The organism is Hymenobacter glaciei, assembly GCF_039539585.1.
In the GTDB taxonomy this organism is placed as follows: Bacteria; Bacteroidota; Bacteroidia; order Cytophagales; family Hymenobacteraceae; genus Hymenobacter; species Hymenobacter glaciei.
Genome location: NZ_BAABDK010000017.1, coordinates 454,977 through 481,605, shown reverse-complemented (window position 1 = coordinate 481,605; position 26,629 = coordinate 454,977). Strand labels below are relative to the sequence as shown.

Here is a 26,629-nt window from a genome sequence, read left to right as displayed (position 1 = left end):
CTACATTCCCACTTGCAATTGCTGTCGATAAAATCCTTTGAGTAATCGCATTTTTATTCGGTAACAATTCGATAACTTTGACGCCCTACTTTTGGTCGCCCCGTTTCCGGGGCGATTTTGTTTTTGCAGGAATTCCCAACCGAATCATATGGCTACACTTAAAAACCCCAAAACCAGCAAAACCAAAATTGCTGACGACGCGCTGAATGCCGGCAGCGGCAAAACCATCAAGCAGCCCAACGTGAACGACGACAAGCTCACCTCTATCACGGAGATGCGCCAGAGCACCAACGGCGAAACCGCCATGGCCCTCGAAGACGAGCAGCGCTTGCGCAAAGCTTTTGTCGACAAAGACTGGAACGAGATTAAAATCGCCGACTCCTGGCAGATTTTCAAGGTGATGGCTGAGTTCGTGGAGGGCTTCGAGAAGATGTCCAAAATCGGACCCTGCGTGAGCATTTTCGGCTCGGCCCGCACCAAGCCCGACAACCCTTACTACAAGCTGGCCGAGGAAATTGCGTCCAAGCTCGTGCGCCACGGTTATGGCGTGATTACGGGCGGCGGCCCTGGCATCATGGAAGCCGGCAACAAAGGTGCCCGCGCCGAGGGCGGCAAGTCGGTGGGCCTCAACATCGAACTGCCCTTCGAGCAGACCCACAACATCTACATCGACCAGGACAAGTGCATCGATTTCGATTACTTCTTCGTGCGGAAAGTGATGTTTGTGAAGTATGCGCAGGCCTTTGTGGGCATGCCCGGCGGCTTCGGCACACTCGACGAACTGTTTGAAGCGATGACCCTGATTCAGACCAAGAAAATCAGTCGCTTCCCCATCGTGCTGGTGGGCTCGGCCTACTGGAACGGCCTGTTCGAGTGGATTAAGAACGTGATGCTCGACGAGGAGCAAAACATCTCGGCCATCGACCTGAATCTGGTGCAGATTGTAGACGACGCCAGCGAAGCCGTGAAAATCATCGACGACTTCTACCACAAGTACCTGCTGTCGCCGAACTTCTAGACCACAGATTTGGCGGATTCTTCGCGGACTGCACGGATTTCGTGGACGACGTTTAGCGTTTTTAAAACCATTACCAGTAAAAGCCGCTTCTTCGGGAGCGGCTTTTTTTGTGGGTAGTTTTGTGGTCGAACGCCGCACGTTGTTCTGTTTTATGCTGCCATCTGCCGTTGCTCCTGTTTTAGAATTCGACTACCTTATCGTGGGCGGCGGGGCCTCGGGACTGAGCCTGGCTTACCACATCGCGCAGGAACCGCGCTTGGCCGGGCAGCGGGTGTTGCTCGTAGAGCCCGACGCGGCGAAAGCCGATGACCGCACCTGGCGCTACTGGGCAACCGGCGAAACCCCCTTTTCAGCCGTTGAAGCCCACCGCTGGGAGCGGCTTGTTATTCGCACTCCCGGCTTCGAGAAGGTATTGCAGCTTGCCCCCTACCGCTACCGGATGGTGCGAGCGGGCGAATTTTACGCGTTTGTGCAGGCGGCGCTGGCGGCCCGGCCCCAGCAGTTTGTGCGGCTGGCTGGCAGCGTAACGGCACTGGCCGAAGCCTCCGATGGCCACGGTGCCGTGGCGACGCTAGCCGATGGGCAGCAACTCACTGCCCGCTACGTTTTTGATAGCCGACTGCCCAAGCTGGCCCGCAACCCCGCTCGCCATCGTTACCTCGAACAGCATTTCCTAGGCTGGGAAATTGAGACCGACGAAGACGTATTCGACCCTAATACGGTGCAGTTCATGGATTTTCGGGTGCCCCAGCACCAGCAAACGCGCTTTGTGTACGCCTTGCCCTTCTCGCCCCGCCGTGCGCTGGTCGAGTTTACCGTTTTTTCGGAGCGAGTGCTGCAAAAAGCCGAGTACGAAGCTGAGCTGCGGGCCTACCTGGCCGGGCACCTGGGCGGGCTGCCCTACCGGGTGGTAGCCGAAGAAGGCGGTTCCATTCCCATGACCGACCACCCCCTACCGGCCCGCCTGAGCGCACACATCCTGCACCTGGGCACCCGCGCCGGGCGTTCAAAGCCCAGCACCGGCTATACATTCGCCCGCGTGCAGCGGCACTCGGCGCGGCTAGTGGCCGCGTTGGCCGCCACTGGCCACCCGCCCGCCGATGCCACCGGCGACCGTTGGCAGTTCGGGCTGTTCGACACGCTACTACTCGACATTATGCAACGCCGGGGTGAGTCGGTGCGCGACATTTTTCGGCAGCTATTCGAACGCAACCCGGTGCAGCGCATCTTTCGCTTTCTGGATGAAGAAACGAGTTGGATCGAAAATCTGCAAATCATGAATTCGGTGTCGCCCGGGCCATTTATGCGGTCTATTGGACAGGTGCTCCGCGGCCGGCCGGGGCGGAGGAATGAGGAATGAGGAATGAGGAATGAGGAATGAGGAATGAGGAATGAGGAATGAGGAATGAGGAATGAGGAATGAGGAATGAGGAATGAGGAAGTTCGAGACCTCCCTGCCATTTTCCAATCTTCCTTCCTCATTCTTAATTCTTCTATTAAGCGAAGCGTTCAGGTGCCTGTTCCAGCCAGCCCCGGGCTTCCTGCACAGTATTGGGCGAGAGGGGCCGCAGCTGTGGCTCGGGCTCGGACAAGTTGAGCAGGTAGCCGGTGAGCTCGGCGAGGTTATCGAGGTCGTGTGTACTGCACAACACGGTTTTTTTCTCCTGACTTGCCCAGCCATGCACCAGGCCGAACACCTGGCGCCGGTAGTACGGGTCGAGCTGCTGGGTGGGCTCGTCGAGCAGGTATACCTGCGCATCCTGCAGGCTAAGCTGGGCCAGCCACACCAGTTGCTGCTCGCCACCCGAGAGCTGGGTGAAGTCGCGCGCGGCCAGATGGGCCATTCCCACGCGGACCAGCGCGGCATCGGCCAGCTGGTAGTCGGCCGCTGAGTAGGCGCTCAGCAGCCCGTGGTGGCGGTAGCGCCCCATTACCACCAGCTCGCGCACGGCAATGGCAAAGCCCAGGCTGCCGCGTTGGGGCAGGTAGCCCAGCAAACCGGCAGTAGTAGCGCGACGCAAGGTGCGCACCTCCTGCCCATGCAACTGCGCGCTTCCCTGGTAGGGCAATTGGCCCGTAAGCACCCGAAACAACGTGGTTTTGCCGGCGCCGTTATGACCTATAATGGCTACGAAAGCCGGCTCGGGCAGGCACAAAAAAAGGTTGCGGACCAACACCCTACCGGGGTAGCCCGCAACCAAATTTTCTGCGCAGAGCGCGGGAATTACGAGTGTTGAATTATGAATTATGAGTTCCGAAGATGAATCGTCAATCAACTCATAATTCATAATTCAACACTCATAATTCTATTAATACTCGTCTTCGTTGAACATGAAGTCTTCCTTGGTCGGGTAGTCAGGCCATACTTCCTCGATGTTTTCGTAGGGCTGGCCGTCGTCTTCCAGGGCTTGCAGGTTTTCCACCACTTCCATGGGCGCGCCCGAGCGGATGGAGAAGTCAATAAGTTCGTCTTTGGTGGCGGGCCAGGGAGCGTCTTCCAGGTAAGAAGCCAGTTCGAGTGTCCAGTACATGATGCGGAGGAATAAAAAAGGTTGGCGAAGGTAAGGTTTTCCGGCTAAGATACAAACCGGCGGGTGCGTTGCTTTCGACAACGCATAACGCGGGCCAAGGTTCAACCAGCGGCCTGCGCTTGCTGGGTAAATAGCTCAATCAGGTCGTTTTTGGTGCGGATTTTTCGCTCAAACGAGCGCACCTTGGTTTGCAGCATCTGGCGGAAGGCATCGTTGGCGGGGCTGGGGCTGAGGTTGGCGAGGTTGTCGCGCAGGGTGGCCAGCTCCTGGTTGTCATCGACGAGCAACGTGCGCAGGGTGGTGGCCCGGAAGCGGGCGCGCTCGGCCGGGTCGGTGGGCAGGGGCGTGCCATCGGTGCGCTTGCGCAGGTGGTATTCCAGGGCGCTGAGCTCGAAAATTTTGTCGCAGGCCACCATAAAGCGCTGCCAGATGCGGTCCGATTCTTCGCCGCGCACGGTGCCTACCTGCTTCCATTCGGCCTGCAGGGCCTTGGCGTGGTTAATGGCTTCCTGCGGGGGCACGTTCATCAGCGCCTCGGCGCGCTCAGCAAGGGCGCGCTTGCGGGCCAGCAGCACCTCGGCGGGTGCCGGAGCACCGGGCCCGCCAGCGGCCTGCTGCGAAGCAATGTGCGCCTTGAGCCGTTCGAAAAAGTGATTGTTGGCCGCCCGAAAGCGCGTCCAAAGCTCCGAAGCCTGCTTTTTGGGCAAGGTGCCATTCACTTCGCGCCAGGCCTGCTGCAACAGCTTCAGCTGGCGCGAGGTGGCTTCAAACTGGTCGGAGTTTTTCAGGGTTTCGGCCTGCTGAATAAGGTCGAGGTAGCGGGCCTGCACCCGGTTGGCCATGGCCTTTTTGTCGGACTGGAATGCCTTGCGGCGGTCGAAAAACACCTGAATGGCCTGCTGGAAACGGTTTTCAAGTTCCTCGGCGCGGGCTTTTTCGACAGGGCCGGTTTTCAACCAGCCCTGGCGCAGGTCTTTCACCTTTTCGCTCGCCGATACCCACTCAATGCTGTTGCGCAGGGTTTCGGCTTCCTGAATGAAGCCGAGCTTGGTGGCCAGGTTTTTTTCGCGGTTTTGCGCTACGGTCACGGCCATGGCGTCTTCGGCGGCTACGAGCTGCTCGTTCAGCGCTTCGAAGTCGCCAAGGCCCTCGTAGCTTTTGAGTTGCTCCTTGAGGTGGAGCACCTTCATCAGGAAAGAGCCTTTGTTATCGCTGGCAGCCATGTTGGCCAGCGTCGTCTCGACTTTGGTGCGCAGCAAGCCGAAGCGTTGAGCGAAATAAAGCAGGGCCGCTTCGGGGGTGTCCTTTACCTGGCCAATCTGGCGGGCGGGCTGGGCGAGTACAGGGCGCAGCCAAACGCCGTCGGCTTCCACGTAGCCGAAACGCTGGGCGTCGGCCAGCAAGTGGTCGGATGATTCCATACAGATAATAACCTCGTGGGTAGGAAGAGTGTGGGGGATGGGAAAGCGCAGATGGGCGAAAAGGTACCGAGGCGGAAACGTGATAGGCAGGAAGGAATTACAAGTTTACGGTAAAAAGGCCATGATGGGATGACGTACCTCGCACATATGCCAATGTGCGAATTTTTGGCTTTGAAGCTGGTGACGGCAATGCTGGTATGGGCCGCCGGGTTTACCGTTCTTTGCGCTCCGCAACGGCCAGCCTCGCTGGCAGCGGCAGTACTCCTTCTTCAGCAACTCTCCCTTTTTCCTATGAGCGACCAGACCATCATCTTCAGCATGGCCGGGGTAAGCAAGATTTACCCGCCCCAGAAGCAAGTTCTCAAAAACATCTACCTCTCGTTTTTCTACGGCGCTAAAATCGGGGTACTCGGCCTCAACGGCTCGGGCAAATCAAGCCTGCTGAAAATCATTGCCGGTGTTGATAAGCAGTTTCAGGGCGAGGTGGTGTTTTCGCCGGGCTACTCGGTGGGCTACCTTGAGCAGGAGCCCCAGCTCGACCCCACCAAAACGGTGCGCGAGGTGGTGGAAGAAGGCGCGGCCGAAACCGTGGCCCTGCTGAAAGAATATGACGAAATCAACGAGGCCTTCGGAGCCGAAGATGCCGATTTCGACAAGCTGCTCGACCGCCAGGGCAAGGTGCAGGAGCGCCTCGACCAGCTCGACGCCTGGAACCTGGACTCGAAGCTGGAACGCGCCATGGACGCCCTGCGCACCCCACCCGAAGAGGCCCTCATTGGCAACCTGTCGGGGGGCGAAAAGCGCCGCGTGGCCCTGTGCCGCCTGCTGCTGCAGGAGCCCGATGTATTGTTGCTAGACGAGCCCACCAACCACCTCGACGCCGAAAGCGTGTACTGGCTGGAGCAGCACCTGCAGCAGTACAAAGGCACCGTTATCGCCGTAACCCACGACCGGTACTTCCTCGACAACGTGGCCGGCTGGATTCTGGAACTCGACCGGGGCTCGGGCATTCCGTGGAAGGGCAATTACTCGTCGTGGCTGGAGCAGAAAACCGACCGCATGGCCCGCGAGGAAAACACCGAAAGCAAGCGCATGAAAACCCTGCAGCGCGAGCTGGAATGGGTACGCATGTCACCTAAAGCCCGCCAAAGCAAGGGCAAGGCCCGCCTGGCCAACTACGACAAGCTGGCCAGCGAGGAAGCCAAAGACAAGGAGCAGAAACTCGAGCTGTTTATTCCGGACGGCCCGCGCCTGGGCGCGCAGGTGATTGAGGCGGAAAGCATCACCAAGTCGTTCGGCGACAAGCTGCTGTTCCAGAACCTGAGCTTCTCGCTGCCCCAGGGCGGCATCGTGGGCATCATCGGGCCCAACGGCGCGGGCAAAACCACGCTGTTCCGTCTCATCACCGACCAGTTGCAGCCCGACGCGGGCACGTTTGAAGTGGGCCCCACGGTGCAAACGGCCTACATCGACCAACAGCACGACACCCTGGATGGCAGCAAGTCGGTGTTCGACACCATCACGGGTGGCACCGAAACCATGCTACTCGCCGGACGGCCGGTGAACTCCCGCGCCTACGTGAGCAAATTCAACTTCGGCGGCGGCGACCAGGAGAAGAAGGTAGGCACGCTCTCGGGCGGCGAGAAAAACCGCGTGCACCTGGCCATGACCCTGAAGCAGGGCGCCAACCTACTGCTGCTCGACGAGCCCACCAACGACCTCGACGTAAACGCCATTCGAGCCCTGGAAGACGCGCTGGAGAACTTCGCCGGCTGCGCCGTTATCATCAGTCACGACCGGTGGTTCCTCGACCGGCTGGCCACCCACATTCTGGCCTTCGAGGGCGACTCGGAAGTGGTGTGGTTCGAGGGCAACTTCACCGACTACGAGGAGGCCAAGCGCAAGCGCCTGGGCGACGTGGAGCCGAAGCGCGTGCGGTACAAGAAGCTGGGGTAAATCGCGCCAGTTTGCTACCTTGGCGGAGTCCGTATTCCTTTATCCTGCCGCATGAGCACTGCCCGTAACCAGCCCGAGAAAAAAGCTACCGTTTTTCGAGAACAAGCCCGAATTGCGGCCGAAGCCGAAGCCCGGCTGGCGGCCGACCCTGCCGTGCAGGCCTGGCTGCTCCAGTTTGCCTATGATGGCAAAAATGTGCTGCGGGAATACGCCGAAAAAAAGGCCAGCTACCTCGTAAACGGCCCCGGTTGGCTGGAACAAGAGCAGTTTCGGGCGGGATGGCCCCGGCAACAGGCCTACCGGCGGCTGTGGGAAATCCAGCAGAAAAAGCTATTCAACCTGCAATGCCAGTGGCGGGCCGGCCAACTGGAGCTGCCCGGCGTGACCGACGGACGAGAATTTAAGGAGTGGGGCCGGGCCATTGAGCAATGCCCACTGCTCGACCCTGTAGACGAGGACGACCTGGCCTTGTACCTGCGCTACCTGGCCAGCGAAGATTGTCAGGACCTGCACGCCGACGCCCTGCGCACCACCGACTGGCAGGCCTACGAGTCGTTCCGGCACTGGCACCTGCTGGAAGAAGCCGGGTCGGGCTCACCGGGCCACGACATGGTGCGCCCCGACTTACCCGAGGGTTTGATTGACTCGCTGGGCCACTTGTTCAACATGTTCTATCGTTACCCCGACTGGTACGCTTTTTTCGACCTGTACCGGGGCGCGGGGCCGCTGTTGCGCCTGCCGCAGGTTCGTTTCGATGCCCCCGACGCGGATGACCCCGACGCGGATGACCCCGACGCGGATGACCCGGAAACCGAGGCGGCGGCTCCCGTGCCTGCCACGCCGGAGCCCGAAGCCGACCAGGCTCCCGACCCCGAACCGGCCCTGCAATACCTGAGTGCGTACGACCTGCCGCTAACCGAAACCCTGCTCCGGCAGTTTGAGCCGCCTGAGCTGTTGCACTACATGCGCGTTATGGAACATCGGCCGGAGCCGGACCAGCTGACTCAGACCGCGGAGAACACCTACGACCTGCTCAGCGAAATTTCCCAGCCCGTGCCCATTGCGGCCAGCCCCGACTGGCGGGTGGCCTTGGCCGATGCCTACCTGGCTCACCAGCGGCGCGTGGTGAGCGAAGCCCTGGGCGAAGTGTACGACGAATACTGCCTGCGCGAGCAAACCGGCATTGCCCACCCCGCCCCTCACTAATTGCCCTTTATTCTGACTGGTATGAACCCTTCTCCAAACGTGTTTGAGCGCCTGGCCGCAGGCCAGGAGGAGCGGGCTGTGCTGGTGCGGGCCACTGTGCACGAGCTGCAAACCAACCCCGCGTACCAGCCGCACTTTGCCGGTTATACGCCCGACAGCGTGGCGGCTTTCATTGAGCAGTATGCCCTGCGCAAGGCGGGTTACGTGTTCGATGGGCCTCAGCGGGCCAAGTACTTCGAGGCCGGCAGCACCGAGGTGCAGGAGCGGGCCCAGACCCAGCTGTGGAGCATTCAGCAGAAAAAACTATTCGACCTGCAGTGCCGCTGGCGGGCCGGGCTGTTTCAGCACCCCGACATCCACGTGACCGACCAGTTCGACTACTGGGGGCGCCACCCCGAACGGTGCCCGTTTCTACCGGCCATTACGCCCGAGGAAGTGGCCCTTTACCTCGACTATCTGAACCAGCCCGACTGCCCCGAAGGCGACTGGAGCCGCTACCGCCGCACCCCGCTCTGGCAGGATTACCACCACCTGCGGTCGGAACACTACCCCGACGAATTGGCCTTGCTGCCGCCCGACAGCCACGTTTTCACGGGCAGCGAAGAGGCCTTTGATGACGAGGACGAGGATGAAGAAGAGGATAAGGATGACTTCGACGACGACGATGAGGAGGAGGACGAGGGACCAGCGTACCCATCCTGGTACCGCTTTTACGACCAGCACCACGGCACGGGCCACCTGCGCCACCTGCACAACGTGCGCGGCCTGCGCGAGCAGCACTACCAGCAGCTGCACCTTGCCGACAGCTGGCGCAACCCACCGGCGGCCCCGCCCGCCCCGGTAGCACCCGCCCTGGCGGCGGCGGCCGATACCACCCCGGCACCGGCCACCGAAACGCCCGCTGACTCAATGGCTGAGCCCCAATCCGAACCGATGGCCCCGGAGCCGCCCCAGGAACCGGTGGCCCCAGTAGCGCCTTACGTGCCCGAAACGCGGCCTTGGCTCAGCCTGTACGGCGAAGCAGACTTTCGGATGGTGATGGAGCAGATTGACCCCACGCCCGGCCTGATGGAGCTGCGTCGGGCCCAGGAGCAAGGTATTGAAGACCGCGACAACGAAGACGCCGAAGGAGCCCTGCTGGCATTTTGCAACCTGCGCGATTCCCCGCTGGTGGTTCCCATTGAGGCGGACGCGCCCGACTGGCGGCCGGCCTTGCGCCAGGCCGAGCTGCTGCTGCGCCGCCAGCAACTGGCCCGCGCCCTCCCCCATGCCTACGACGACTACTGCCAGCGCCAAGCGCTAGGGTTGGCCCAGAACCCCTCGCCCCTGGAACACACCTGGGACGACGAGACCACCGAGCCCTGGAACATCAACTACGCCCGCGAACAGGTGCTGCACGGCCGCGAACTGGCCGGCGAGCCGCGGGACTTTGATTATTAGCAACGTAGTAGCGGGGCACCCATCGCGTGGGCGAAGCCGCGAAGCGGCGGCAGGTTGGCAGCATCGGAAAGACAGTTAGCCGGCCGGCCCCGACGAGGTACTACCTTCGATAACCGGCTCTTCTACCCGCCCACCTCATAGCTGTCCAAAAAAGACCTTTCCGAGCGCGGCATCTGCACCAAGTACATCACGCCCGCGCTGGAAAGGGCCGGCTGGAACCGGTTCAGCCATGCCAGAGCAAAACAAGTTTTACTCAGCAGAAGTCCCCGAAGAATTAGCAGCTCAAATACGCACCGGCGACTTTATTATCAGCAGAGCTAACACGACGGAGTTAGTCGGGAAAAGTGTGGTGGTGCCGGAAGGCAACTACAACCTTCTTTTAAGTGACAAGAGCATCCGTTTCACATTTAGTCCTCTTGTAAGTGTGGCTTATGCGAACCTGTGTAATAATTCACAATATGCTCGTGCCCATTATGCGAATGCAGCTAATGGAAGCAGCCCGTCAATGAAAAATATTACGCAGGGCAATATGCGCAACTTCCCCATCCCGCTTCCCCCCCTGGCGGAACAGCACCGCATCGTGGCGAAGCTGGCGCAGTTGCTAGGGCACTGCGACGCCCTGGAGCAGCGCATCGCCGAGAGCCGGCGGCTGGCCGGGCAGCTGCTGCAAACGGCGCTGCACGAGGCGCTAGCGGGGCCGGGGGGTGTGGTGGCGGCAACTGAAGCGGCACTGGTGGTGCCGCGCCAGGGCCGGAAAAAGGAGTTGGCCGCCGAGGGCACGGGCGACTTATTCGCGGCCGGCTGAGTGGCAGGGCGAGCCGCGGCGCGGCGATTAGTTGCATCCTCGGCTTTATTTACTCGGTTGGGTATTCTACAAAGATGTTTCCGCGCAACTAGAAATGGAAGTTGGAAACAGCGTTAGAAAATAAGCTACAGGTACGTATGGCCCTTGCTATTGGCTAGTACGTCTACTTATTGCTTGCCTGTGTCCTTTGCATCATTGGTTTCGGGCTTAAAAATGTTAAATCCTATACCAGCGGCTAGCCAATGTTTCTTATTGTAGACCCAAGAAGCACTTCCTTCACCTAAATAGTCAGCTCCAACCAAGATTCCTAGTTGAAGCCGCTCCCATTGATAGAGTGCAGCAAACGACAAGGTAACGGCAGCACGGTCTGTGTTTTCAGTTGACGTACTGTTTTTAGGTGTTAGCGTAACCGAAGTAATGCCCACGCCGATTAATCCTGAGACAGTATGATGGGTTTGCTGATGTACGTTCCAACTGATGCCACCCATGCCACTGAAAGTAATGTCTTTTGTGAAGTCCCCCGTTTGCGGACGGTATTTAAAAGGCATTACCACTGCACCAACATTGGGACTAAAACTATTTACCAACGCTTCAGCACTAGATGCTAATTGAGCATCTGAGATGAGGAAAAATCGGGAATTTCCGGTGGTTGCATCATAATTAAATTCAAAATAATTGCTGCTGGCCGCCTTTTTTGCCTGTAAATCCGGACTTAAAGGCGTTGCTGTGCCAGTTGATAGCTGATTCCCTGCTGCATCGAGCCGAAGATTTTTAACAGCAGGGTCGACATTCCAATCCCAAAACTCTAAAATATAGTTTCCGGCAGCATTTTTCTGAGGTTGTGTAAGTGTGAATTTGGCACCACCTACTACTGTCGTCATAGGTTTGTTCAGCTTATTTCCTGTCTGGTCACACTCTTGTAACATTGTGTATGCTTTAAGGCGGTATGTCAGTGGCAACGGATTACCTGCGTAAGTCCTATATCCGAAAAGGACCAAAGTCATCAATAAAAACAGCGTTCTTTGGCGTTTGTGATGTAATTTATTCATGAGTACTGGTGGTTAGGTTGGGATTTTAGTTTCAGATTTCTATTTACCGTTACTCAAAGCGCCATTATCTTCTCCCCTCTTCCCCTTCCGATACCGCGCATCGTCCACCTGGCTGGCTTCGCGCAGGGCCTTGTAAGCCTCCTCATGCGTGTCTTTGAGCAGCTCCATTCCCGCGCGTAGGTCGTCGCGGAGGAAGTTGTTGAGGGCGATGAGGGTGACGCGGGCGGTGGCGCCCTTGATTTTGGCGGCGTCGATGGCCAGCTGGGGGGCGGTGAGCTGGGTGCCGAACGAGGCGGCATCGGCGGCTAGGGCGGCGAGGAAGTCATCGTTGAGGTTGTAGCCCTTTTTCAGGTCGGCTTGGCGGGCCTGTATGCGCTGGTTCAGGTCGGTGGCTTCGGTGGCCAGGGCCAGCTCGGGCATCGTCGTGTAGTCGCTGTCGCGGCGGTGCATTTTGGCTGCCTCGGTCAGGTTGGCGGGCTCTTCGGCTTTGTATAGGAGGTAGAGGGCATTGGTAGCTTTCACGAGGCGAGCAATGAGGGCAGTGCCGACGGTGGACTTGGCTAGGGTGGCGCCTTCGGAGACGACGCCCTTCTTGCGGGCCGTACCATCGAGCAGCCCCAATTGCTGCTGGTACTGCGCCGCGAGCTTGGCGAAGGCAGGCACGGCCGCCACTGCGGCGGCATTATTGGCAAGTATCTGCTGCACCTTGCGGTGGCGGGCGAGGCGGGCGAATCGGTCTTTGTTCATGGCAGCAGGCTAGCGGATGAGAGCGGTTAGAATGGTGTTTTTAGGAGAATACCGGCTACAAATGGCTTTTCCAGAGTTTCGGAGGGGGTAGTGGGAGCAGCCAGGGTTCCAGCGCAAGATTTCAGCTACCCGGAGCGGCCCAAAATGCGTCCGGAGCAGGCTTTAGGGTAGTAGAAACGGGTATTCAATGGTCCGGAGCGGTGGAAGAGGTTTCGGGAGATGTGTAAAAACAGTGCAGAGCAGGATAAAAATCATCCGGAACTGGATTCCAACTATCCGGAACTGTCACCCAGGAGCCCCGACTTGGATAAAACTCATCGGGAGCAGAGGGAAAAGGGTCGGGAACAGGCCTCAGGCGACCGGCACCGCCAGGTGCTCGCCGCCGTGGCGCACGGCCAGCAGGGCCTGCACCTCTTTGAGGAAGGCGGCTTTTCCGACGTGCTTGCCGGGACAACTCTTATGGGAGGTGAGGGGGTCTTCCTTGTGCATGCGCATCGTGGCAGGCTCCAGCCCCAGCGCGGCTGAGAGGGGGGCCACGGCCGCCACGGCGTTGGCGTGCACCTGGGCCCCGCGGCCCGAGTTGAAGGGTTCGGTCTGGTACTCGCCCAGCATCTCGATGCCCAGGGCCAGCTTGTTCCAGCTGGGCGAGTGCACCCCCGATACGGTGAGCGGCGTGAACACCCAAATCTGGCGGTCGTCGACGAACAGGTGAGGGCCGGCGCTCCAGTGCTGCTCATCGCGGTAGTAGCGCTCCAGGCCCAGGATATGGTCTTTGGTAAGCCCTTTGGGCCGGGCGGCCAGGGTGGGTACGCTCGTGTTGTGCAGCACAATGAAGCTGGGCCGCCACGCCAGCCAGTGCAGCAAGTGGCAGTATTGGTCGAACCCAGCCGGCGTGAAGCTGGCGCCGATAATACCTTTCCAGAAGCTCATGTTCGCAGAAAAAAGGAGAGTGGCGTCCGCGGCCAGCCGTAGCCAACAGCACCGTAAAATACGGCGATTGAACCCCTTGCCGCATCAGTGCCAGCACTGAATTTTCAGGCTACCCACCCTTCGCGCACGGCGCGCACGGCCAGGCCAACCAGCGTGCGGGTGCCGGCCTTGTGCAGCAGGGTGCGGCGGTGGCTTTCCACGGTGCGCACGCTCAGGCACAGGTGGTCGGCGATTTCCTCGTTGCAGTGGTCGGCCACTACCAGGCGCAGCACCTGCAGCTCGCGCGGGCTGAAGGGCTCGACCATGGCTTTGGGCCGGGCCCCGTAGGGCGCCGCGCCGGTGGTGGGCGTATCGAGCCAGCTGGCCAGGGCGGCCATCAGAGCCTGTGGCGGAATGTGGCGCGGCAACTGCAGCGGCGTAGCGGCTGCCGACGGGCTGGGCAGCAGGTGCTGGTCGGTAAGCACGACCAGCCGCTGGGCGGGCCGAATGCCGTACAAGCGCCCGAGCAGCTGCCCTAACTGGTGGCCGGGCAGGGCGCCGTCCAATACCACCAAGCCGAAAGCAGCTTGCGCTACCAAATCGGCTACTTGCGTCGCATCGGCGGTGAGGGTAAGGTGCAGCGCGGGCCAGCGCTCGCGCAGGGTAGCTACCAGCCCCTGCCGCAGCAGGGAGGGCACGGCCGCTACCAGGGCCGTTGGGGTAGAAGGAAACATTGCATCGGCAGAAAAAGTGAGCCGGCAAGCCTAGGATGTGTGTGGATGGAAGGCCACAGCCCGGCCGAACCCAGTAGAGTATACTGGAACCAGTTCAACAAATTAGGTGATTTTTACCATCCCATACAATAGCCAATAGCTGGTATGTTCTATTTATTTTTTCAGGGGCATTTCCCTGCTTTATATTGGCAATACCCGCTGTAAAAGAGTATTCATAAACCTGATAGCAGGGGCACAGGCAACATGCGCCACCAGCAAGGCCCTGAACGCCAAAACCGCCGCCCTGCAAACAGGACGGCGGCCATAAAAGCGCTATGCAGTGACTTGAAACTACCGGCGGCGCGTGAAGATGCTGACGTAGTACAGCAGCGAGGCCAGCGAAGCAAGAGCCGCGACCACGTAGGTCATGGCTGCCCACCAGAGGGCATCTTTGGCCATGGCGTGCTCCTGGGTTGTTACCACACCGCGCTGGTCCATCCAGGCCAGGGCGCGGCGCGAGGCATCAAACTCGACGGGCAGCGTGATGAATGAAAACAGCGTGGTGAGGCTAAATAAACCAATGCCCACCAGCAGCGGCAGCGGCGTCCGATTTATCAGAAAGAAACCGGCCAGAATGAGCATCGGCACCCATTTTGACACGGCGCTGAGCGTGGGCACGAGGGCCGAGCGAAACTGCAGCATCGAGTAGGCAGTGCTGTGCTGCACAGCGTGGCCGCACTCGTGAGCCGCGATGGCTGCTGCGGCCGCGCTGCGCTCAGCGTACACGCCTTCGCTCAGGTTCACGGTTTTGTCGGTGGGGTTGTAATGGTCCGTCAACTGGCCCTCGGTGCTGATGATGCGCACATCGTAGATGCCGTGGTCAGCCAGCATTTTGGCGGCTATTTCTGCCCCGCTCAGGCCCGAGCTCAGTCCCACTTGGGAGTACTGTTTAAACTTGCTGCGCAACCGCCACTGAATAAGCCAGCTAGCCAGGGTGAGCAGAATAAGCAGAGGATACATGACTGAAGGGAATGGTGAGTTGAGAGTTAAAAAACCATGAACCCGAAGCAACGCCGTATCAGACGTAATCAGCCTACTCGTGCTTCATAATTTTTTCGACGATGCGCGACGTGCTGTAGCCCGGCACCAGCGGCACCGTGCACACCTGCCCACCCCGGCTCAACACCAGCTCGTGACCCACAATTCCACTCACCGCGTAATCATCGCCCTTCACTAGTACGTCGGGCTGTACCAGTTCGATTAGGGCCAGTGGCGTGGGTTCGCCGAACAGCACCACAGCATCGACAAATGCCAGGGCAGCCAGGATGCGCGCCCGGGCATCTTCGTCCTGAATAGGCCGGCCGGGCTTGAGGCCTCCCACCGAAGCATCGGTGTTCAAGCCCACCACCAGGGCGTCGCCCAAGTGCCGGGCCTGCTCCAGGTAGTCGACGTGGCCGAGGTGCAGCAAATCGAAGCAGCCGTTGGTGAACACCACCTTCCGGCCTTGTGCGCGCCAGGCCGCCACCGTGGCTGGCAACTGCGCACGGGTGAGGATTTTATCTTTCGTCCACATATGACGCTTCGCTTAATGAAGAATTAGGAATGATATGAGAAATAAGGCCAGTTTAATGAGCTTGCCAATTCCTCATTCTTAATTCCTCATTCCTCATTGATTGTAGTCAGCGGCTCATGCGCCAGCGCTTCAGCTTCGGCCGCCACGGTACCCTTGTCGGCCGCGGCCACCGCCACGAAGCTAATGGCTCCCATCACCACCACCAGCAGGGTTTGAGCGCCGTGTACCACCAGGGCGTAGGCAATTCCGGCTTCTTTGCTGATGCCGTACACCAGCAGAATCCCCTGTACCATTACGTGGAACGGCCCGATGCCGCCCGCTACCGGCGCAGCCATGCCAAATGCCCCGAAGGTGAGCACGGCCAGGCCGGCCTTCATATCCAGGCCATAGGTTTCGGGGAAGCAGAAAAACGCCAGGTAGTCCATCAGGTAATATACCAGCCAGGTAAAGAACGTGTGCAGCAAAAACGCGCCCTTCTTTTCCAGCTTCAGCACACTGAACACCCCGGCCAGCAGACCCTTCATAAACACCACTCCTTTGTTGAAAAATGCATTCTGCCGCAGCCGCTCCAGGTTGCGGAACAGCGCCACACCGGTTACCAGCAGCAGCACCACCCCAATAATGGCGGCAATGAGCAGCGGCGTGCGGTTGCGGGCCAGCGTATCGTAGCGCCCACCCAGCACGTTCTGCGTCACAAACCCCCAAAACGTGTTGAAATCGAGTAGCAGCACGCTGCTGAGCAGGCCCAGCAGTACCAGCACGTCAATCACGCGCTCGGTTACCACCGTGCCAATAGCGACTTGCACCGGCACGCCGCTGGTGCGCCGCAGCACCGAGCAGCGGATAACCTCGCCCATGCGCGGCAGCACAATATTGGCCAGATTGCCCACCATCATGGCGTGGTACACGGCCCAGAACGGCGCAGGCGTTTGGGAGGCCTCGAGCTGCATGCGCCAGCGGTAGGCCCGGCTGAAGTAGCCCAGCACGGAGAGTCCCAGCGTTACCGTCAGCCAGGCATAGTTGGCCGTGCGAATGGCGTGGCCAATGGCGTTCCATTTCAGGCCACGCATGGCATACCACATCAGGGCCCCCGAGATGCTCAGCAGCAACCCGTATTTGAGAATATTCAGAAACGTTTTCAATAGAACAGCGGGCAATAATTATCGGCAAAGGTAACCTTGCGCGCGGGTGAAGAGCCATTAGCGCCTTGGCACGCTCACACTTCCACCAACACATTGTCAATCAGCCGCACGCCACCCAGGTGGGCGGCCAGGCATAGCACCACGGCGCGGCCGGGCGTATAGCCAGCCAGGGGTTGCAGCGTCTGCGCATCGGCCACAGCAAAGTATTCGGGCGTGAGCAATGGCTCGGTTGCCAGGGCGGCCTCGGCCTGCACCTGCACCTGAGCCGGCGCCACGCCCTGCCGCACCTGCTCGGCACCGGCTGTCAGCACGCGGTAGAGCAGCGGCGCAGCGGCGCGGGCTTCGGCACCGAGCCGGCGGTTCCGCGACGACATGGCCAGCCCGTCGGCTTCGCGGATAGTGGGGCGGGCTACAATTTCCAGGTCGAACGATAAGTCGGCCACCAACTGGCGCACCACGGCCACCTGCTGCCAGTCTTTCTGTCCAAAATACGCCCGGTGCGGCCGGGCCAGGTGAAACAATTTGCTCACCACCGTGGCCACCCCGTTGAAATGGCCGGGGCGGTGCGCCCCTTCCATCACCCGCTCCAGGTCGCCAAAATCGAAGCGCAGCACGGCGGACTGGGGGTACATCTCCTCTACTGAGGGCGCAAACAGAGCCGTGCAACCAGCCGGCGCCAGCAGGGCGGCGTCGGCGTCGGGCACGCGCGGGTAGAGGCGGAAGTCGTCGGGGTTGTTGAACTGGGTTGGGTTCACGAAGATGGTGGCAATCACTTCGTCGCACTCGGCGCGGGCGGCCTGCACCAATTGCAGGTGGCCGGCGTGCAATGCCCCCATGGTGGGCACCAGCCCAATGCGCCGGCCGGCTTGGCGGGCACTTTCGGTGTGGGCTTGCAACCCGGCGGCGGTAGTCAGTATCTGCATTAGAAGAAGTAGGGCCCTGGGAAGGGCGTCAGGCTATGGGGTATTGAAATTCCGCTCAAAATTGTGTAATTTTGTGCACCCATAGTATGGCCGTGTTCCATCCTCTTCAAAAAAACCTGTATGTCGAAGCTAAGAATCCTTTACGCGGCCACCGAAATCGACCCGTTTCTGCAGACCACGAAAGTGGCGGAAATGCTGCGGCGTCTGCCGGCCAGCATGCAGGAGATGGGCTGCGAGATTCGCATTTTCGTACCGCGTTTCGGCATCATCAACGAGCGCAAAAACCGCCTTCACGAGGTTGTACGCCTGTCCGGCATCAACATTGCCGTGGGCGACGACGAGAAGCCGCTGGTCATCAAAGTTGCGTCCATCCCAACGGCCAAGCTGCAGGTGTACTTCATCGACAACGAGGACTACTTCCACCGCAAGTCGGCGCTGGTCGACAAGAACGATAAATTTTACGCCGACAACGACGAGCGCGCCATTTTCTTCTGCAAAGGGGTGCTCGAAACGGTGAAGAAGCTGGGCTGGTCGCCCAACATCGTGCACTGCTCCGACTGGATGACGGGCCTGATTCCGCTCTACCTGAAAACCACCTACAAGAAAGACCCGGTGTTCAAGGATGCCAAGTCGGTGTTCTCGATTTACAACAACGAGTTCATGGACAAATTCGAAGGCAACATTTTGGAGAAAGCCAAGATGCTTGACATCGACGACGACATGATGGCTTCGCTGAAAACCGCTGATTTCAGCGGCTTCGTGAAAATGGGCATGGAGTATGCTGACACCGTGGTGCGCTCCGACGAAGACTTTTCGGAAAACATGAACGGCCTGTTTCACGAATACGCCCTCCACAACAAGCTTAGCCAGGTAGCTACCGATGAAAACCTGCACTCTTCTTACCTAGCCCTGTATAATGAATTGGCTAACTAGCCGTTGCGCTCCTCTGGCTGCCCTCGCCGCCCTGGCCCTGACCAGTTGCGACACCGGCACCGCTCTTAATGTGGACCTACCCGACACGGCCACAACCAATACCCAATACCAGGACTTTGACGTATCCAGCGGCACTGTGCGCCTGGATTCAGTTCAAACCCAGAAAACCGACCATTTCCTCATTGGCCGCCTCGTCGATAACGTGGCCGGCACTACTACCGCCCGTAGCTTCTTCAACGTGGTGGATGTGAGCGTAGCCGACTCGCTGCCCTCGAAATTTCTCGATTCCAAGAAGTTCTTCGGAAGCCCCATTCTTGATTCGACGGTGGTGATACTGGGATTTGACCGCGTGTACGGCAGCAGCAGCGCGCCGGCCCGCTTCGATGTGTCTCAGCTGGTTGCACCGCTCGACGACCGGCAGGTCTACACGGCCAGTTCGCCGGCTCCGGCCTTGTTGCCTCTGGGCCAGAACCTGAGCAGTCGCCTCGACCGCACCAGGGAGCAGGTGGTGAAGGCCGCCGATACTTCCGTCACCCCTAACGTTCCGGCCGTCACCACGACGGTGCCCGACCCAACCGTACGGTTGGTGATGCAGCGCCGCGTGGCCAATGGTTCGCAGCCTGCCATGCCGCTGGCGCTGGCCACTGAGTTGTTTGCCAAGCTGCAGGTGCCAGGCTTCAGCCAGCCACAGCTCGATGCGGTGCTGAAGGGACTGGCTATAGCACCCAGTACCAACTATAGCAGCAGTATTGTGAGCTTCGGCCGCCCCAATGCTTCGAAAATGGTGTTGTATTTTCATAGCAAATCGGCTTTTGTATCTCCCGCCACCGTGCCGCCAGCCAAAGCCAGAATAAATGCTGACACGCTGAAACGGTCGTACACGGTGTATTTCGGGCCAGCCTTCAGCAGCGCCGGCCTTTCGAGCAGCAGCGACCCGCGCTACTACACCGAGATTACGCCCGAGCTACCAGCTGCCTTATCGGCTCTCAGCAGCAGTGCAGGCTTCGTGCCCAGCGCTGCCCTTGGCGGTATCAGCTACGCGCAGGAGGGTACTGGCCTGGGCACGCGCATCACTTTTACGGGCTTGGATGCCCTGACGAAAGCAGCCGCGGCCGGAGGCCTAACCATCAACCGCGCCGAATTGCGCGTGCCAGTGAAACCTTATAGCAAAGTACTGTTCCAGAACCCGGCGCAGCTCTATGCAGTAGAAGTTAACTCGTTCAATACGGTATTGAAACGCATGGTAAACTTCCTGCCGACCGACCGGATTGTGCAGACCGACGGTAGTAGCCAAACCGGGAGCGGGACACCGGCTGTAGGGTCTCTCGCGACCTTTTCAGCGGCTCAAACGTATTATACCTTGCCCGTTACCAGTTACCTACAAGCTTACCTGAACAACCAGCTCGGCGGGAACCCTGCATCGCTGGTTCTACTGGCCGACAGCTACGCAATACCCCCGGGGTTTGCCCCAGGTTCTGGCTTGCGCTTATACAATACGCTTACCTTAAATCGGGCTGTGCTGGACGCAACCAACATCAAGCTGCGGGTGTATTACTCGAAGCGCTAACTGGCAGCCTAGCTAGCTAACCCTGGTGTCGGCAGGCTGTTTCCCTATTCTAACCTTCTAATTTTTCCTGCCATGTGCGGCATTGTTGCTTATTTGGGCCATCGCGAGGCCTGCCCCATTATCCTCAAGGGCTTACACCGCCTCGAATACCGTGGCTATGACTCGGCCGGCGTGGCCCTGCTCAATGGGGACCTGACCGTGTACAAGAAGAAGGGCAAAGTGAGCGAACTGGAAGCCTACATTGCCGAGAAAGACACGCACGCCCATGTTGGCATGGGCCACACCCGCTGGGCTACCCATGGCGAACCCAACGATGAGAATGCCCACCCGCACTACTCGACGTCGGAGCGCATTGCCATCATCCACAACGGCATTATTGAAAACTACGCGGCGCTGAAAACGCACCTGCAGCAGCAGGGCCACGTGTTTCATTCCGACACGGACACGGAAGTATTCGTGAACCTGATTGAGGAAATCCAGACGCAAAACGCCTGCTCGCTGGAAGAAGCCGTCCGCCTGGCCCTGCACGAAGTAGTGGGCGCCTATGCTATCGTGGTGCTCAGCAAGGATGCTCCGAACCAGCTTATTGCCGCCCGCAAAGGCTCCCCAATGGTAATTGGCATCGGCGAAGGTGAGTATTTCATTGCTTCCGACGCTACTCCTATTATCGAGTACACCAATGAGGTGGTGTATGTTAACGACTACGAAATTGTGGTTATCCGCGACGGGCAGTTGGAAATTCGCAGCCGTGAGGACGTGAGCCAGACGCCTTACATCCAGAAGCTGGAGATGGAGCTCGACTCCATCGAGAAGGGCGGCTACCCGCACTTTATGTTGAAGGAGATTTTCGAGCAGCCCCGCTCCATCCTCGACTCGATGCGCGGCCGTTTGGAGTTGGAGTCGGGTCACCTGAACATGGGTGGTATCCGGGCTTATGAGCAGAAGTTCATCAATGCCCAGCGCATCATTATCGTGGCCTGTGGCACCTCGTGGCACGCGGGCCTGGTGGCCGAGTACCTGATTGAAGACCTGGCTCGCATTCCGGTTGAAGTAGAATACGCCTCGGAGTTCCGCTACCGCAATCCGATTATTACGGAGCGCGACATTGTGATTGCCATTTCGCAGAGCGGTGAGACGGCCGATACCTTGGCCGCCATCGAGCTGGCCAAGAGCAAGGGCGCTACCATCTTCGGTGTGTGCAACGTGGTGGGCAGCAGCATTGCCCGGGCCACCGACGCTGGCGCTTATACCCACGCCGGGCCCGAAATCGGGGTGGCCTCAACCAAAGCCTTTACCGCACAGGTAACGGTGCTTACCCTGTTGGCCATGATTATGGGCCAGAAGCGTGGCACCATCACCGACACCAAACTGCGCGAGCTGATGGTGGAGCTGGAGACGATTCCGAGCAAAGTAGAGAAAGCACTGAAGCTGGACGCGCAGATTCAGGTAATTGCGGAGGAGTTTAAAGACGCCACCAACTTCCTGTACCTGGGCCGCGGCTACAACTTCCCGGTAGCATTGGAAGGCGCATTGAAACTCAAGGAAATCAGCTACATTCACGCCGAGGGCTACCCCGCTGCCGAGATGAAGCACGGTCCTATCGCCTTGATTGACGAAAACATGCCGATGGTGGTAATTGCCACGCGCGACAGCTCGTACGAGAAAGTGGTGAGCAACATTCAGGAGGTGAAAGCCCGCAAGGGCCGCATCATTGCCGTGGTAAGCGAAGGCGACACGGTGATTCCGGCCATGGCTGAATACGTAATTGAAGTACCTCATACCAGCGACGTGCTGATGCCGCTGGTGTCGGTAGTGCCGCTGCAGTTGCTGAGCTACCACATCGCGGTGCTGCGCGGCTGCAACGTGGACCAGCCCCGCAACCTGGCCAAGTCGGTGACGGTGGAATAAACCTTCCCCTGATTTGTAGCTTCACGAAAAATCCGCTTGTTTACGCAAGCGGATTTTTCTTTTTGTTTCCTTCCTCATTGTGCATCCGAGCTCTGTGCGCCGCTTCCTGCTTAGCCGTCTGTTACGCGCATGGCCCTTGCTGGGAGTTGCTTGCTGCCTGCTGCCGCTGTTTGTGCTGGCTTTCCGAAGCCACCCGGCGTTGGATGACTTTGGGTTTGCAGGTGCGTCACGGGGCCAGAGCTGGTGGGCTTTTCAAAGCTGGGAATACCAGCATTGGCAAGGCACCTACACGACCAATGCCTTGCTCACCGGCATCAACCCGCTGGCGCACGGGCTGCTGGAATACTACTGGCTGAGCCCGCTGCTGGTACTGGCGGCCCTGGTGCTGGGCGCCTGGCAGTTGTGTCGTGCTTTGCTAAACCCGCCTCATCGCGCCCCGGCTACGGCGTTGCTGCTCATGCTGGTGCTGGTGCAGCTGCCCAGCCCGGCCGAGGGCCTATACTGGCTGACGGGAGCCTGGGCCTACCTACTAAGCGGGGCCATTGCCCTGAGTTGGGGTGCGCAGCTAGTGCGGGCCGCGCAAACCCGCTCACCCCTGCATTTTGTAGCTGCCGGCATGCTCACGGTGGTGCTGATGGGCACCAATTTCGTAACCGCGGCCCTGCTGGCGGGTTTGCTGCTGCTGCTAGTGCTGCGCAGCAAAGCCGGCCAACGCGCCCCCTGGCTGGTGCTGACGGCCTTGGCGCTGGTGTGCCTGGGCGTTGCGGTGGCTGCTCCGGGCAATGTACACCGCCTGGCAACAGTGCAAGCGCCGCAGTTGGGCCTTGGCCGGCAGGTAGTGCTGGCGGTTTGCAAAGCTGGCGTAGCAGCCACCTATTCGTTGCTTAACTGGTTCGGGAATGGGCTGCTGCTGGCTGTGACGCTGCTGCTGGTACCTGCTATGGGTCGCCTGGCGCTGCAACCCACCCTGGCGTTGCAGCGCCTTACCCGCTCGCCGTGGCTGCTATCGGCGGTAACGCTGGGCCTGGTACTGGCGGCTTTCCTGCCAACTTACCTCACGGTACAATTACCGCCGCCACCGCGCCTGCGCAACGTTATTTACCTGTTATTTGTGGTGGGGTGGCTGCTCTCGGCCTACGCCTGGGTGGCGTGGTGGGTGCAGCAGGGGCATGTGCTGCCGCCGTTGCCGGCATATGTGCGGCTGGCCCTGCTCGGGTGGTTACCGCTGGCCTTGGCTACCGACCACAATACCCACCTTACGCACGCAGGCATTGGCCAAGGCTACACCGCAGTAGTGCAGGCTTACCGCGACTGGCTTAGTGGCGATGCGGCGCGCTACGATGCGGCCCAACGGGCGCGCTATGCTACGCTGCGGGCCACCGCCGCGCCGGGCGTGGGCCTGCCGCCGCTGCCGGTGCAGCCCGTTACGCTTTTTTACTACGATATTTCCGCCAACTCTACGCTGTGGGGCAACCAAGCCTACGCGCAGTTCTTCGGCAAAAAAGCCGTGTGGGTGCAGCCGCCAAGCGCAAAGCCGTAACTGATTTGCTGAGGCTATACCGCAAATGGCTCGCCGCGCAGGGCCTGCCGTTTGAGTAGCGGGCAGACTTTGTAGCGTTCGTCGTGGGTATCCTGCCACAGAGCCTCAAGCACAGCATACACGCGCTCGACCCCGATGGCGTTGGCCCAGGCGAAGGGGCCTTTGGGGTAGTTGGTGCCCAGCTTCATGCCGAGGTCGACGTCCTGCATGGTGGCGGTACCTTCCTGTACGGTGAAGCAGGCTTCGTTGATAATCTGGCAGATGACGCGGGGCGTAACCAAACCCACGCGGTCGGCTACCACACGGTAGTCGGTGCCAAGGGCGGAGCAGGTTTCGGCCAGCTTCTCGCGGTTAGCTTCATCGTAAAGGCTCACTTCGAGCAGCCGGCGGTTGAGGAGCGTAGGCAAGCCGCAGAAGCCAAAAAGCATTTGGGTTGGCTGCCCATTTAAACCTTCATGATGAGCATCTGCTAAAAACTCCCTAAGGATTTCGATAAAAATTGGACACTTGGTGTCCTTGAGCAGATAATATTGACTTCTACTGGAAAGAGCATCACAAAAGCAAAACGCTACGTTAGCCGTGATGATTGCAAGATTAAGTGCTTGCTGAATAGGAGCCCATTGAGCATCACTCTCGTAATCTGCTTCGATGAAGCTGTACTCGTGCGTCGGCCCGAACTTCTCGCGGAATTCCGCTTCTACGTGGTGGCCGTCAATAACCAGAATGTGCATGGTTTCGGTAGTTACTTTGGGCCAAAGATACCCTAACCGACTCCGCATTATGGCCCACCAGATTATCCTCACCGACCAGGCTCCGGCCCCCATTGGCCCCTACTCGCAAGCCGTGAAGGCGGGCAACACCGTCTACGTATCGGGCCAAATTCCCTTCGACGCCTCCGGGCAGCTGGTGCCCGGCGACATCACGGCCCAGACGCACCAGGTACTGAAGAACCTGACCGCCATTCTCGCCGCTGCCGGCCTCACGCTAGCCGATGTGGTGAAGTGCAGCATCTTCGTAAAAGACCTCGGCGACTTCGCCACCATCAACCAAGTATACGGCTCGTACTTCGACGAAGCCACGGCCCCGGCCCGCGAAACGGTGGAAGTAGCCCGCCTACCGCGCGACGTGCAAGTGGAGATTTCCTGCATTGCCGTCGGCGCATAATATCCAGCCGCCGCAGGCGTTGGGAGTAATTCATTTCCAACCTCTAACTCGACTCATCGCATGAAAGAACTTGGACTCGGCCTGCTCATTATTGGGCTTATTTCGCTGGTACTACCGCTGATTAACCCCAACGCGCACTACGTTTTCCTGAAATGGATTGACAACTGGGGCCCGACGATGGCCTGGGTCATCCGTGGCGGCATCACGCTGCTGGGGCTTGCCCTGTGGCTGGGTTTCAAGAACCGGGACTAATAAAGGCCCGAGTCATCCTCATCTGGCGGCCACGCGGTGAAGGACCTTATTACGTTCGCATCGTTTGGATTATTGCGAATCGCGCGGGCGCGACAAGGTGCTTTACCGCGTGGCCGCCAGATGAGGATGACTCGCGACAAGCCTTACCTTTGCAGCGCGTTCCGAACTCCGGGGCGCGCTTTTTTCCGTTATGACTGAAAGAGAAGTTCGGGTGCGTTTCGCCCCCTCCCCCACCGGCCCGCTGCACATTGGCGGCGTGCGCACGGCCCTCTACAATTACCTGCTGGCCCGCAAGTTGGGCGGCAAGATGCTGCTGCGCATCGAAGACACCGACCAGAACCGCTTTGTGCCCGGTGCCGAACAGTACATTCTGGAAGCGCTGGCCTGGTGCGGCATCGTGATTGACGAAGGCCAGGGTGTAGGCGGCCCCCACGGCCCCTACAAGCAGAGCGAGCGCAAGCCCATGTACAAGCAGTACGCCGACCAGCTCATCGCAGCCGGCCACGCCTACTACGCTTTCGATACGGCTGAAGAACTCGATGCCATGCGCGCGCGCCTGCAGGCCGCCAAGGTGCCTAATCCCCAGTACAACTCCATCACCCGCGCGCAGATGCGCAACTCCCTCACCCTGCCCGAGGACGAGGTGAAGGCTCTGCTCGACGGCGGCGCGCAGTACGTGGTTCGCCTGAAAGTGCCCCGTAAGGAAGAAATTCGCTTCCAGGACTTGATTCGGGGCTGGGTGGTGGTGCATTCCTCCGCCGTGGACGACAAGGTGCTGATGAAGTCGGACGGCATGCCGACCTATCACCTGGCCAACATCGTGGACGACCACCTGATGGAAATCTCGCACGTAATCCGGGGCGAGGAGTGGCTGCCGAGCGCACCGCTGCACGTGCTGCTTTACCGCTACTTGGGCTGGGAAAGCACCATGCCGCAGTTTGCCCACCTGCCGCTGCTGCTAAAGCCCGACGGCACCGGCAAGCTGAGCAAGCGTGACGGCGACCGCCTGGGCTTCCCGGTGTTCCCGCTCGAGTGGCACGGCACCGACGCCGAAACCGGCGAGGCAACCGTGAGCCGCGGCTACCGCGAAGATGGCTACCTGCCCGAGGCGCTGGTGAACTTCCTGGCTTTCTTGGGCTGGAACCCCGGCACGCAGCAGGAGATTTTCTCGATGGACGAGCTGATTCAGGCCTTTTCGATTGAGCGCGTGAGCAAGTCGCCGGCCAAGTTCGACCAGAACAAGGTGAAGTGGTTCAACGAGCACTACCTGCGCGCCAAGTCCAACGCCGAGCTAGCCCCCTACCTGCTCACGGCCCTGCACGAACACGCCATTGTGTGCTCACAGGAGAAAGCCGAGCAGATTGTGGGCGTGATGAAGGAGCGGGTGAGCTTCCCGAACGACTTCTGGCAGGAAGCCAAATACTTCTTCCAGGCCCCAACCGAGTACGACGAAGCCGTGGTAAGCAAGAAGTGGAACGCCCCCGTAGCCACTGCCCTCACGGCTTACGCTCAAGCCTTACCCACCGCCCCTGAGGTTACGGCCGAAGGCCTGAAAACCCTGTTCAACGATACCATGGCGGCCCAGGGCCTCAAGCCCGGCCAGGTGCTACAGGCTCTGCGCGTGGCGGTTACTGGTGCTGCTGCTGGCCCCGACTTGTTCGAGACGCTCGTGATTCTGGGCGTGCCCGAGGTAGCCGAGCGCCTGCACACCGCCGTGGCCACACTACCCACTGCATAACGCGCGGCAAGCTGCCGCAGGGTGGAACTGCCCTCCGATAACAGACGGGCCCGGGCTCCTGTTGATTTAATCAGCAGAAATCCGGGCCCGTCTG

Annotated in this window: 25 protein-coding genes; 13 read left to right on the top strand and 12 right to left on the bottom strand. The window is 59.7% G+C overall.

All coding sequences use genetic code 11. From position 1 onward, the window contains the following. The first annotated feature begins 274 nt into the window (after positions 1-274). On the top strand, positions 275-1,018 hold the full coding sequence (locus tag ABD837_RS12750; protein ID WP_345055106.1) for an LOG family protein: 744 nt from the start codon (positions 275-277) through the stop codon (positions 1,016-1,018). Positions 1,019-1,169: 151 nt separating this feature from the next. Beyond that, on the top strand, positions 1,170-2,378 hold the full coding sequence (locus ABD837_RS12745) for an FAD-dependent oxidoreductase (RefSeq protein ID WP_345055007.1): 1,209 nt from the start codon (positions 1,170-1,172) through the stop codon (positions 2,376-2,378). A gap of 136 nt (positions 2,379-2,514) precedes the next feature. On the opposite strand, the gene ABD837_RS12740 is transcribed toward ABD837_RS12745, so the two are convergent. The 3 genes from ABD837_RS12740 to ABD837_RS12730 form a co-directional block, all read right to left on the bottom strand. Next, positions 2,515-3,195 (bottom strand): ABC transporter ATP-binding protein, encoded by a 681-nt coding sequence (locus ABD837_RS12740; protein ID WP_345055003.1) that lies wholly within the window; start codon positions 3,193-3,195, stop codon positions 2,515-2,517. Between the two features lie 132 nt (positions 3,196-3,327). Beyond that, positions 3,328-3,549, bottom strand: a complete 222-nt coding sequence (locus ABD837_RS12735) for a DUF2795 domain-containing protein (protein WP_035561220.1) — start codon at positions 3,547-3,549, stop codon at positions 3,328-3,330. Positions 3,550-3,650: 101 nt separating this feature from the next. Further along, positions 3,651-4,970, bottom strand: coding sequence for a DUF349 domain-containing protein (locus ABD837_RS12730; RefSeq protein WP_345054990.1), 1,320 nt, complete (start codon positions 4,968-4,970; stop codon positions 3,651-3,653). A 291-nt stretch (positions 4,971-5,261) separates the two neighbouring features. Between ABD837_RS12730 and ettA the strand changes: the two genes are divergently transcribed. From ettA to ABD837_RS12710, 4 genes are all read left to right on the top strand, one after another. Then, positions 5,262-6,926: an energy-dependent translational throttle protein EttA gene (gene ettA / locus ABD837_RS12725; protein WP_345054987.1), complete on the top strand. Its 1,665-nt coding sequence runs from the start codon at positions 5,262-5,264 to the stop codon at positions 6,924-6,926. A gap of 51 nt (positions 6,927-6,977) precedes the next feature. Further along, positions 6,978-8,132: a hypothetical protein gene (locus tag ABD837_RS12720; RefSeq protein ID WP_345054985.1), complete on the top strand. Its 1,155-nt coding sequence runs from the start codon at positions 6,978-6,980 to the stop codon at positions 8,130-8,132. Positions 8,133-8,153: 21 nt separating this feature from the next. After that, entirely contained in the window at positions 8,154-9,572 is a 1,419-nt protein-coding gene (locus tag ABD837_RS12715) for a hypothetical protein (RefSeq protein ID WP_345054982.1), read from the top strand. A gap of 505 nt (positions 9,573-10,077) precedes the next feature. Next, positions 10,078-10,377, top strand: a complete 300-nt coding sequence (locus ABD837_RS12710; RefSeq protein ID WP_345054980.1) for a restriction endonuclease subunit S — start codon at positions 10,078-10,080, stop codon at positions 10,375-10,377. Between the two features lie 167 nt (positions 10,378-10,544). Here ABD837_RS12710 and ABD837_RS12705 read toward each other — a convergent pair whose 3' ends face one another. The 8 genes from ABD837_RS12705 to panC all read right to left on the bottom strand — a co-directional run bounded on the left by ABD837_RS12705 (position 10,545) and on the right by panC (position 17,433). Next, a complete protein-coding gene (locus ABD837_RS12705; RefSeq protein ID WP_345054977.1) occupies positions 10,545-11,426 on the bottom strand; it encodes a hypothetical protein in 882 nt (293 codons plus the stop codon). Between the two features lie 39 nt (positions 11,427-11,465). Beyond that, a complete protein-coding gene (locus ABD837_RS12700; RefSeq protein WP_345054976.1) occupies positions 11,466-12,173 on the bottom strand; it encodes a hypothetical protein in 708 nt (235 codons plus the stop codon). Between the two features lie 351 nt (positions 12,174-12,524). Continuing rightward, complete coding sequence (locus ABD837_RS12695; RefSeq protein WP_345054973.1) at positions 12,525-13,103, bottom strand: N-acetylmuramoyl-L-alanine amidase; 579 nt, start codon at positions 13,101-13,103, stop codon at positions 12,525-12,527. 104 nt (positions 13,104-13,207) lie between these two features. After that, positions 13,208-13,816 (bottom strand): helix-turn-helix transcriptional regulator, encoded by a 609-nt coding sequence (locus tag ABD837_RS12690; protein WP_345054971.1) that lies wholly within the window; start codon positions 13,814-13,816, stop codon positions 13,208-13,210. A 330-nt stretch (positions 13,817-14,146) separates the two neighbouring features. Then, on the bottom strand, positions 14,147-14,815 hold the full coding sequence (locus ABD837_RS12685) for a zinc metallopeptidase (protein WP_345054968.1): 669 nt from the start codon (positions 14,813-14,815) through the stop codon (positions 14,147-14,149). A 73-nt stretch (positions 14,816-14,888) separates the two neighbouring features. Beyond that, positions 14,889-15,368 (bottom strand): D-glycero-beta-D-manno-heptose 1-phosphate adenylyltransferase, encoded by a 480-nt coding sequence (gene rfaE2 / locus ABD837_RS12680; protein WP_345054965.1) that lies wholly within the window; start codon positions 15,366-15,368, stop codon positions 14,889-14,891. Positions 15,369-15,454: 86 nt separating this feature from the next. Further along, positions 15,455-16,510 (bottom strand): lysylphosphatidylglycerol synthase transmembrane domain-containing protein, encoded by a 1,056-nt coding sequence (locus tag ABD837_RS12675; RefSeq protein ID WP_345054963.1) that lies wholly within the window; start codon positions 16,508-16,510, stop codon positions 15,455-15,457. Between the two features lie 74 nt (positions 16,511-16,584). After that, entirely contained in the window at positions 16,585-17,433 is an 849-nt protein-coding gene (gene panC / locus ABD837_RS12670) for a pantoate--beta-alanine ligase (protein WP_345054960.1), read from the bottom strand. 120 nt (positions 17,434-17,553) lie between these two features. Here panC and ABD837_RS12665 point away from each other — a divergent pair, with 120 nt between their 5' ends. The 4 genes from ABD837_RS12665 (at position 17,554) to ABD837_RS12650 (ending at position 23,381) form a co-directional block, all read left to right on the top strand. Then, complete coding sequence (locus ABD837_RS12665; protein ID WP_345054958.1) at positions 17,554-18,366, top strand: glycogen/starch synthase; 813 nt, start codon at positions 17,554-17,556, stop codon at positions 18,364-18,366. Next, the gene (locus tag ABD837_RS12660; protein ID WP_345054956.1) at positions 18,350-19,933 is read left to right on the top strand and encodes a DUF4270 family protein; all 1,584 of its coding nucleotides are present in this window, start codon (positions 18,350-18,352) and stop codon (positions 19,931-19,933) included. Before ABD837_RS12665 ends, ABD837_RS12660 begins: the two co-directional genes overlap by 17 nt. A gap of 72 nt (positions 19,934-20,005) precedes the next feature. Continuing rightward, positions 20,006-21,841 carry a glutamine--fructose-6-phosphate transaminase (isomerizing) gene (glmS, locus tag ABD837_RS12655; protein ID WP_345054954.1) on the top strand — a complete coding sequence of 612 codons (1,836 nt, stop codon included), beginning with the start codon at positions 20,006-20,008 and terminating at the stop codon, positions 21,839-21,841. 79 nt (positions 21,842-21,920) lie between these two features. Then, a complete protein-coding gene (locus ABD837_RS12650; RefSeq protein WP_345054951.1) occupies positions 21,921-23,381 on the top strand; it encodes a DUF6056 family protein in 1,461 nt (486 codons plus the stop codon). Between the two features lie 14 nt (positions 23,382-23,395). Here the strand turns inward: ABD837_RS12650 and ABD837_RS12645 are convergent, their stop codons facing one another. Beyond that, positions 23,396-23,788, bottom strand: a complete 393-nt coding sequence (locus tag ABD837_RS12645) for a 3-hydroxyacyl-CoA dehydrogenase family protein (protein ID WP_345054949.1) — start codon at positions 23,786-23,788, stop codon at positions 23,396-23,398. Positions 23,789-24,161: 373 nt separating this feature from the next. On the opposite strand from ABD837_RS12645, the gene ABD837_RS12640 reads away from it, so the two are divergent. From ABD837_RS12640 to gltX, 3 genes are all read left to right on the top strand, one after another. Beyond that, complete coding sequence (locus ABD837_RS12640; protein WP_241936650.1) at positions 24,162-24,545, top strand: RidA family protein; 384 nt, start codon at positions 24,162-24,164, stop codon at positions 24,543-24,545. Positions 24,546-24,605: 60 nt separating this feature from the next. Continuing rightward, positions 24,606-24,797 (top strand): hypothetical protein, encoded by a 192-nt coding sequence (locus tag ABD837_RS12635; protein WP_345054944.1) that lies wholly within the window; start codon positions 24,606-24,608, stop codon positions 24,795-24,797. Positions 24,798-24,987: 190 nt separating this feature from the next. Next, the gene (gltX, locus tag ABD837_RS12630) at positions 24,988-26,535 is read left to right on the top strand and encodes a glutamate--tRNA ligase (RefSeq protein ID WP_345054941.1); all 1,548 of its coding nucleotides are present in this window, start codon (positions 24,988-24,990) and stop codon (positions 26,533-26,535) included. The last annotated feature ends 94 nt before the right edge of the window (positions 26,536-26,629 follow it).

Coding starts and splice junctions, on each gene's coding strand:
- ABD837_RS12750 (WP_345055106.1), top strand. CDS start 275: ATGCGCCAGAGCACCAACGGCGAAACCGCCATGGCCCTCGAAGACGAG.
- ABD837_RS12745 (WP_345055007.1), top strand. CDS start 1,170: ATGCTGCCATCTGCCGTTGCTCCTGTTTTAGAATTCGACTACCTTATC.
- ABD837_RS12735 (WP_035561220.1), bottom strand. CDS start 3,549: ATGTACTGGACACTCGAACTGGCTTCTTACCTGGAAGACGCTCCCTGG.
- ABD837_RS12730 (WP_345054990.1), bottom strand. CDS start 4,970: ATGGAATCATCCGACCACTTGCTGGCCGACGCCCAGCGTTTCGGCTAC.
- ettA (WP_345054987.1), top strand. CDS start 5,262: ATGAGCGACCAGACCATCATCTTCAGCATGGCCGGGGTAAGCAAGATT.
- ABD837_RS12720 (WP_345054985.1), top strand. CDS start 6,978: ATGAGCACTGCCCGTAACCAGCCCGAGAAAAAAGCTACCGTTTTTCGA.
- ABD837_RS12715 (WP_345054982.1), top strand. CDS start 8,154: ATGAACCCTTCTCCAAACGTGTTTGAGCGCCTGGCCGCAGGCCAGGAG.
- ABD837_RS12710 (WP_345054980.1), top strand. CDS start 10,078: ATGAAAAATATTACGCAGGGCAATATGCGCAACTTCCCCATCCCGCTT.
- ABD837_RS12705 (WP_345054977.1), bottom strand. CDS start 11,426: ATGAATAAATTACATCACAAACGCCAAAGAACGCTGTTTTTATTGATG.
- ABD837_RS12700 (WP_345054976.1), bottom strand. CDS start 12,173: ATGAACAAAGACCGATTCGCCCGCCTCGCCCGCCACCGCAAGGTGCAG.
- ABD837_RS12695 (WP_345054973.1), bottom strand. CDS start 13,103: ATGAGCTTCTGGAAAGGTATTATCGGCGCCAGCTTCACGCCGGCTGGG.
- ABD837_RS12690 (WP_345054971.1), bottom strand. CDS start 13,816: ATGTTTCCTTCTACCCCAACGGCCCTGGTAGCGGCCGTGCCCTCCCTG.
- ABD837_RS12685 (WP_345054968.1), bottom strand. CDS start 14,815: ATGTATCCTCTGCTTATTCTGCTCACCCTGGCTAGCTGGCTTATTCAG.
- rfaE2 (WP_345054965.1), bottom strand. CDS start 15,368: ATGTGGACGAAAGATAAAATCCTCACCCGTGCGCAGTTGCCAGCCACG.
- panC (WP_345054960.1), bottom strand. CDS start 17,433: ATGCAGATACTGACTACCGCCGCCGGGTTGCAAGCCCACACCGAAAGT.
- ABD837_RS12665 (WP_345054958.1), top strand. CDS start 17,554: ATGTCGAAGCTAAGAATCCTTTACGCGGCCACCGAAATCGACCCGTTT.
- ABD837_RS12660 (WP_345054956.1), top strand. CDS start 18,350: ATGAATTGGCTAACTAGCCGTTGCGCTCCTCTGGCTGCCCTCGCCGCC.
- glmS (WP_345054954.1), top strand. CDS start 20,006: ATGTGCGGCATTGTTGCTTATTTGGGCCATCGCGAGGCCTGCCCCATT.
- ABD837_RS12640 (WP_241936650.1), top strand. CDS start 24,162: ATGGCCCACCAGATTATCCTCACCGACCAGGCTCCGGCCCCCATTGGC.
- ABD837_RS12635 (WP_345054944.1), top strand. CDS start 24,606: ATGAAAGAACTTGGACTCGGCCTGCTCATTATTGGGCTTATTTCGCTG.
- gltX (WP_345054941.1), top strand. CDS start 24,988: ATGACTGAAAGAGAAGTTCGGGTGCGTTTCGCCCCCTCCCCCACCGGC.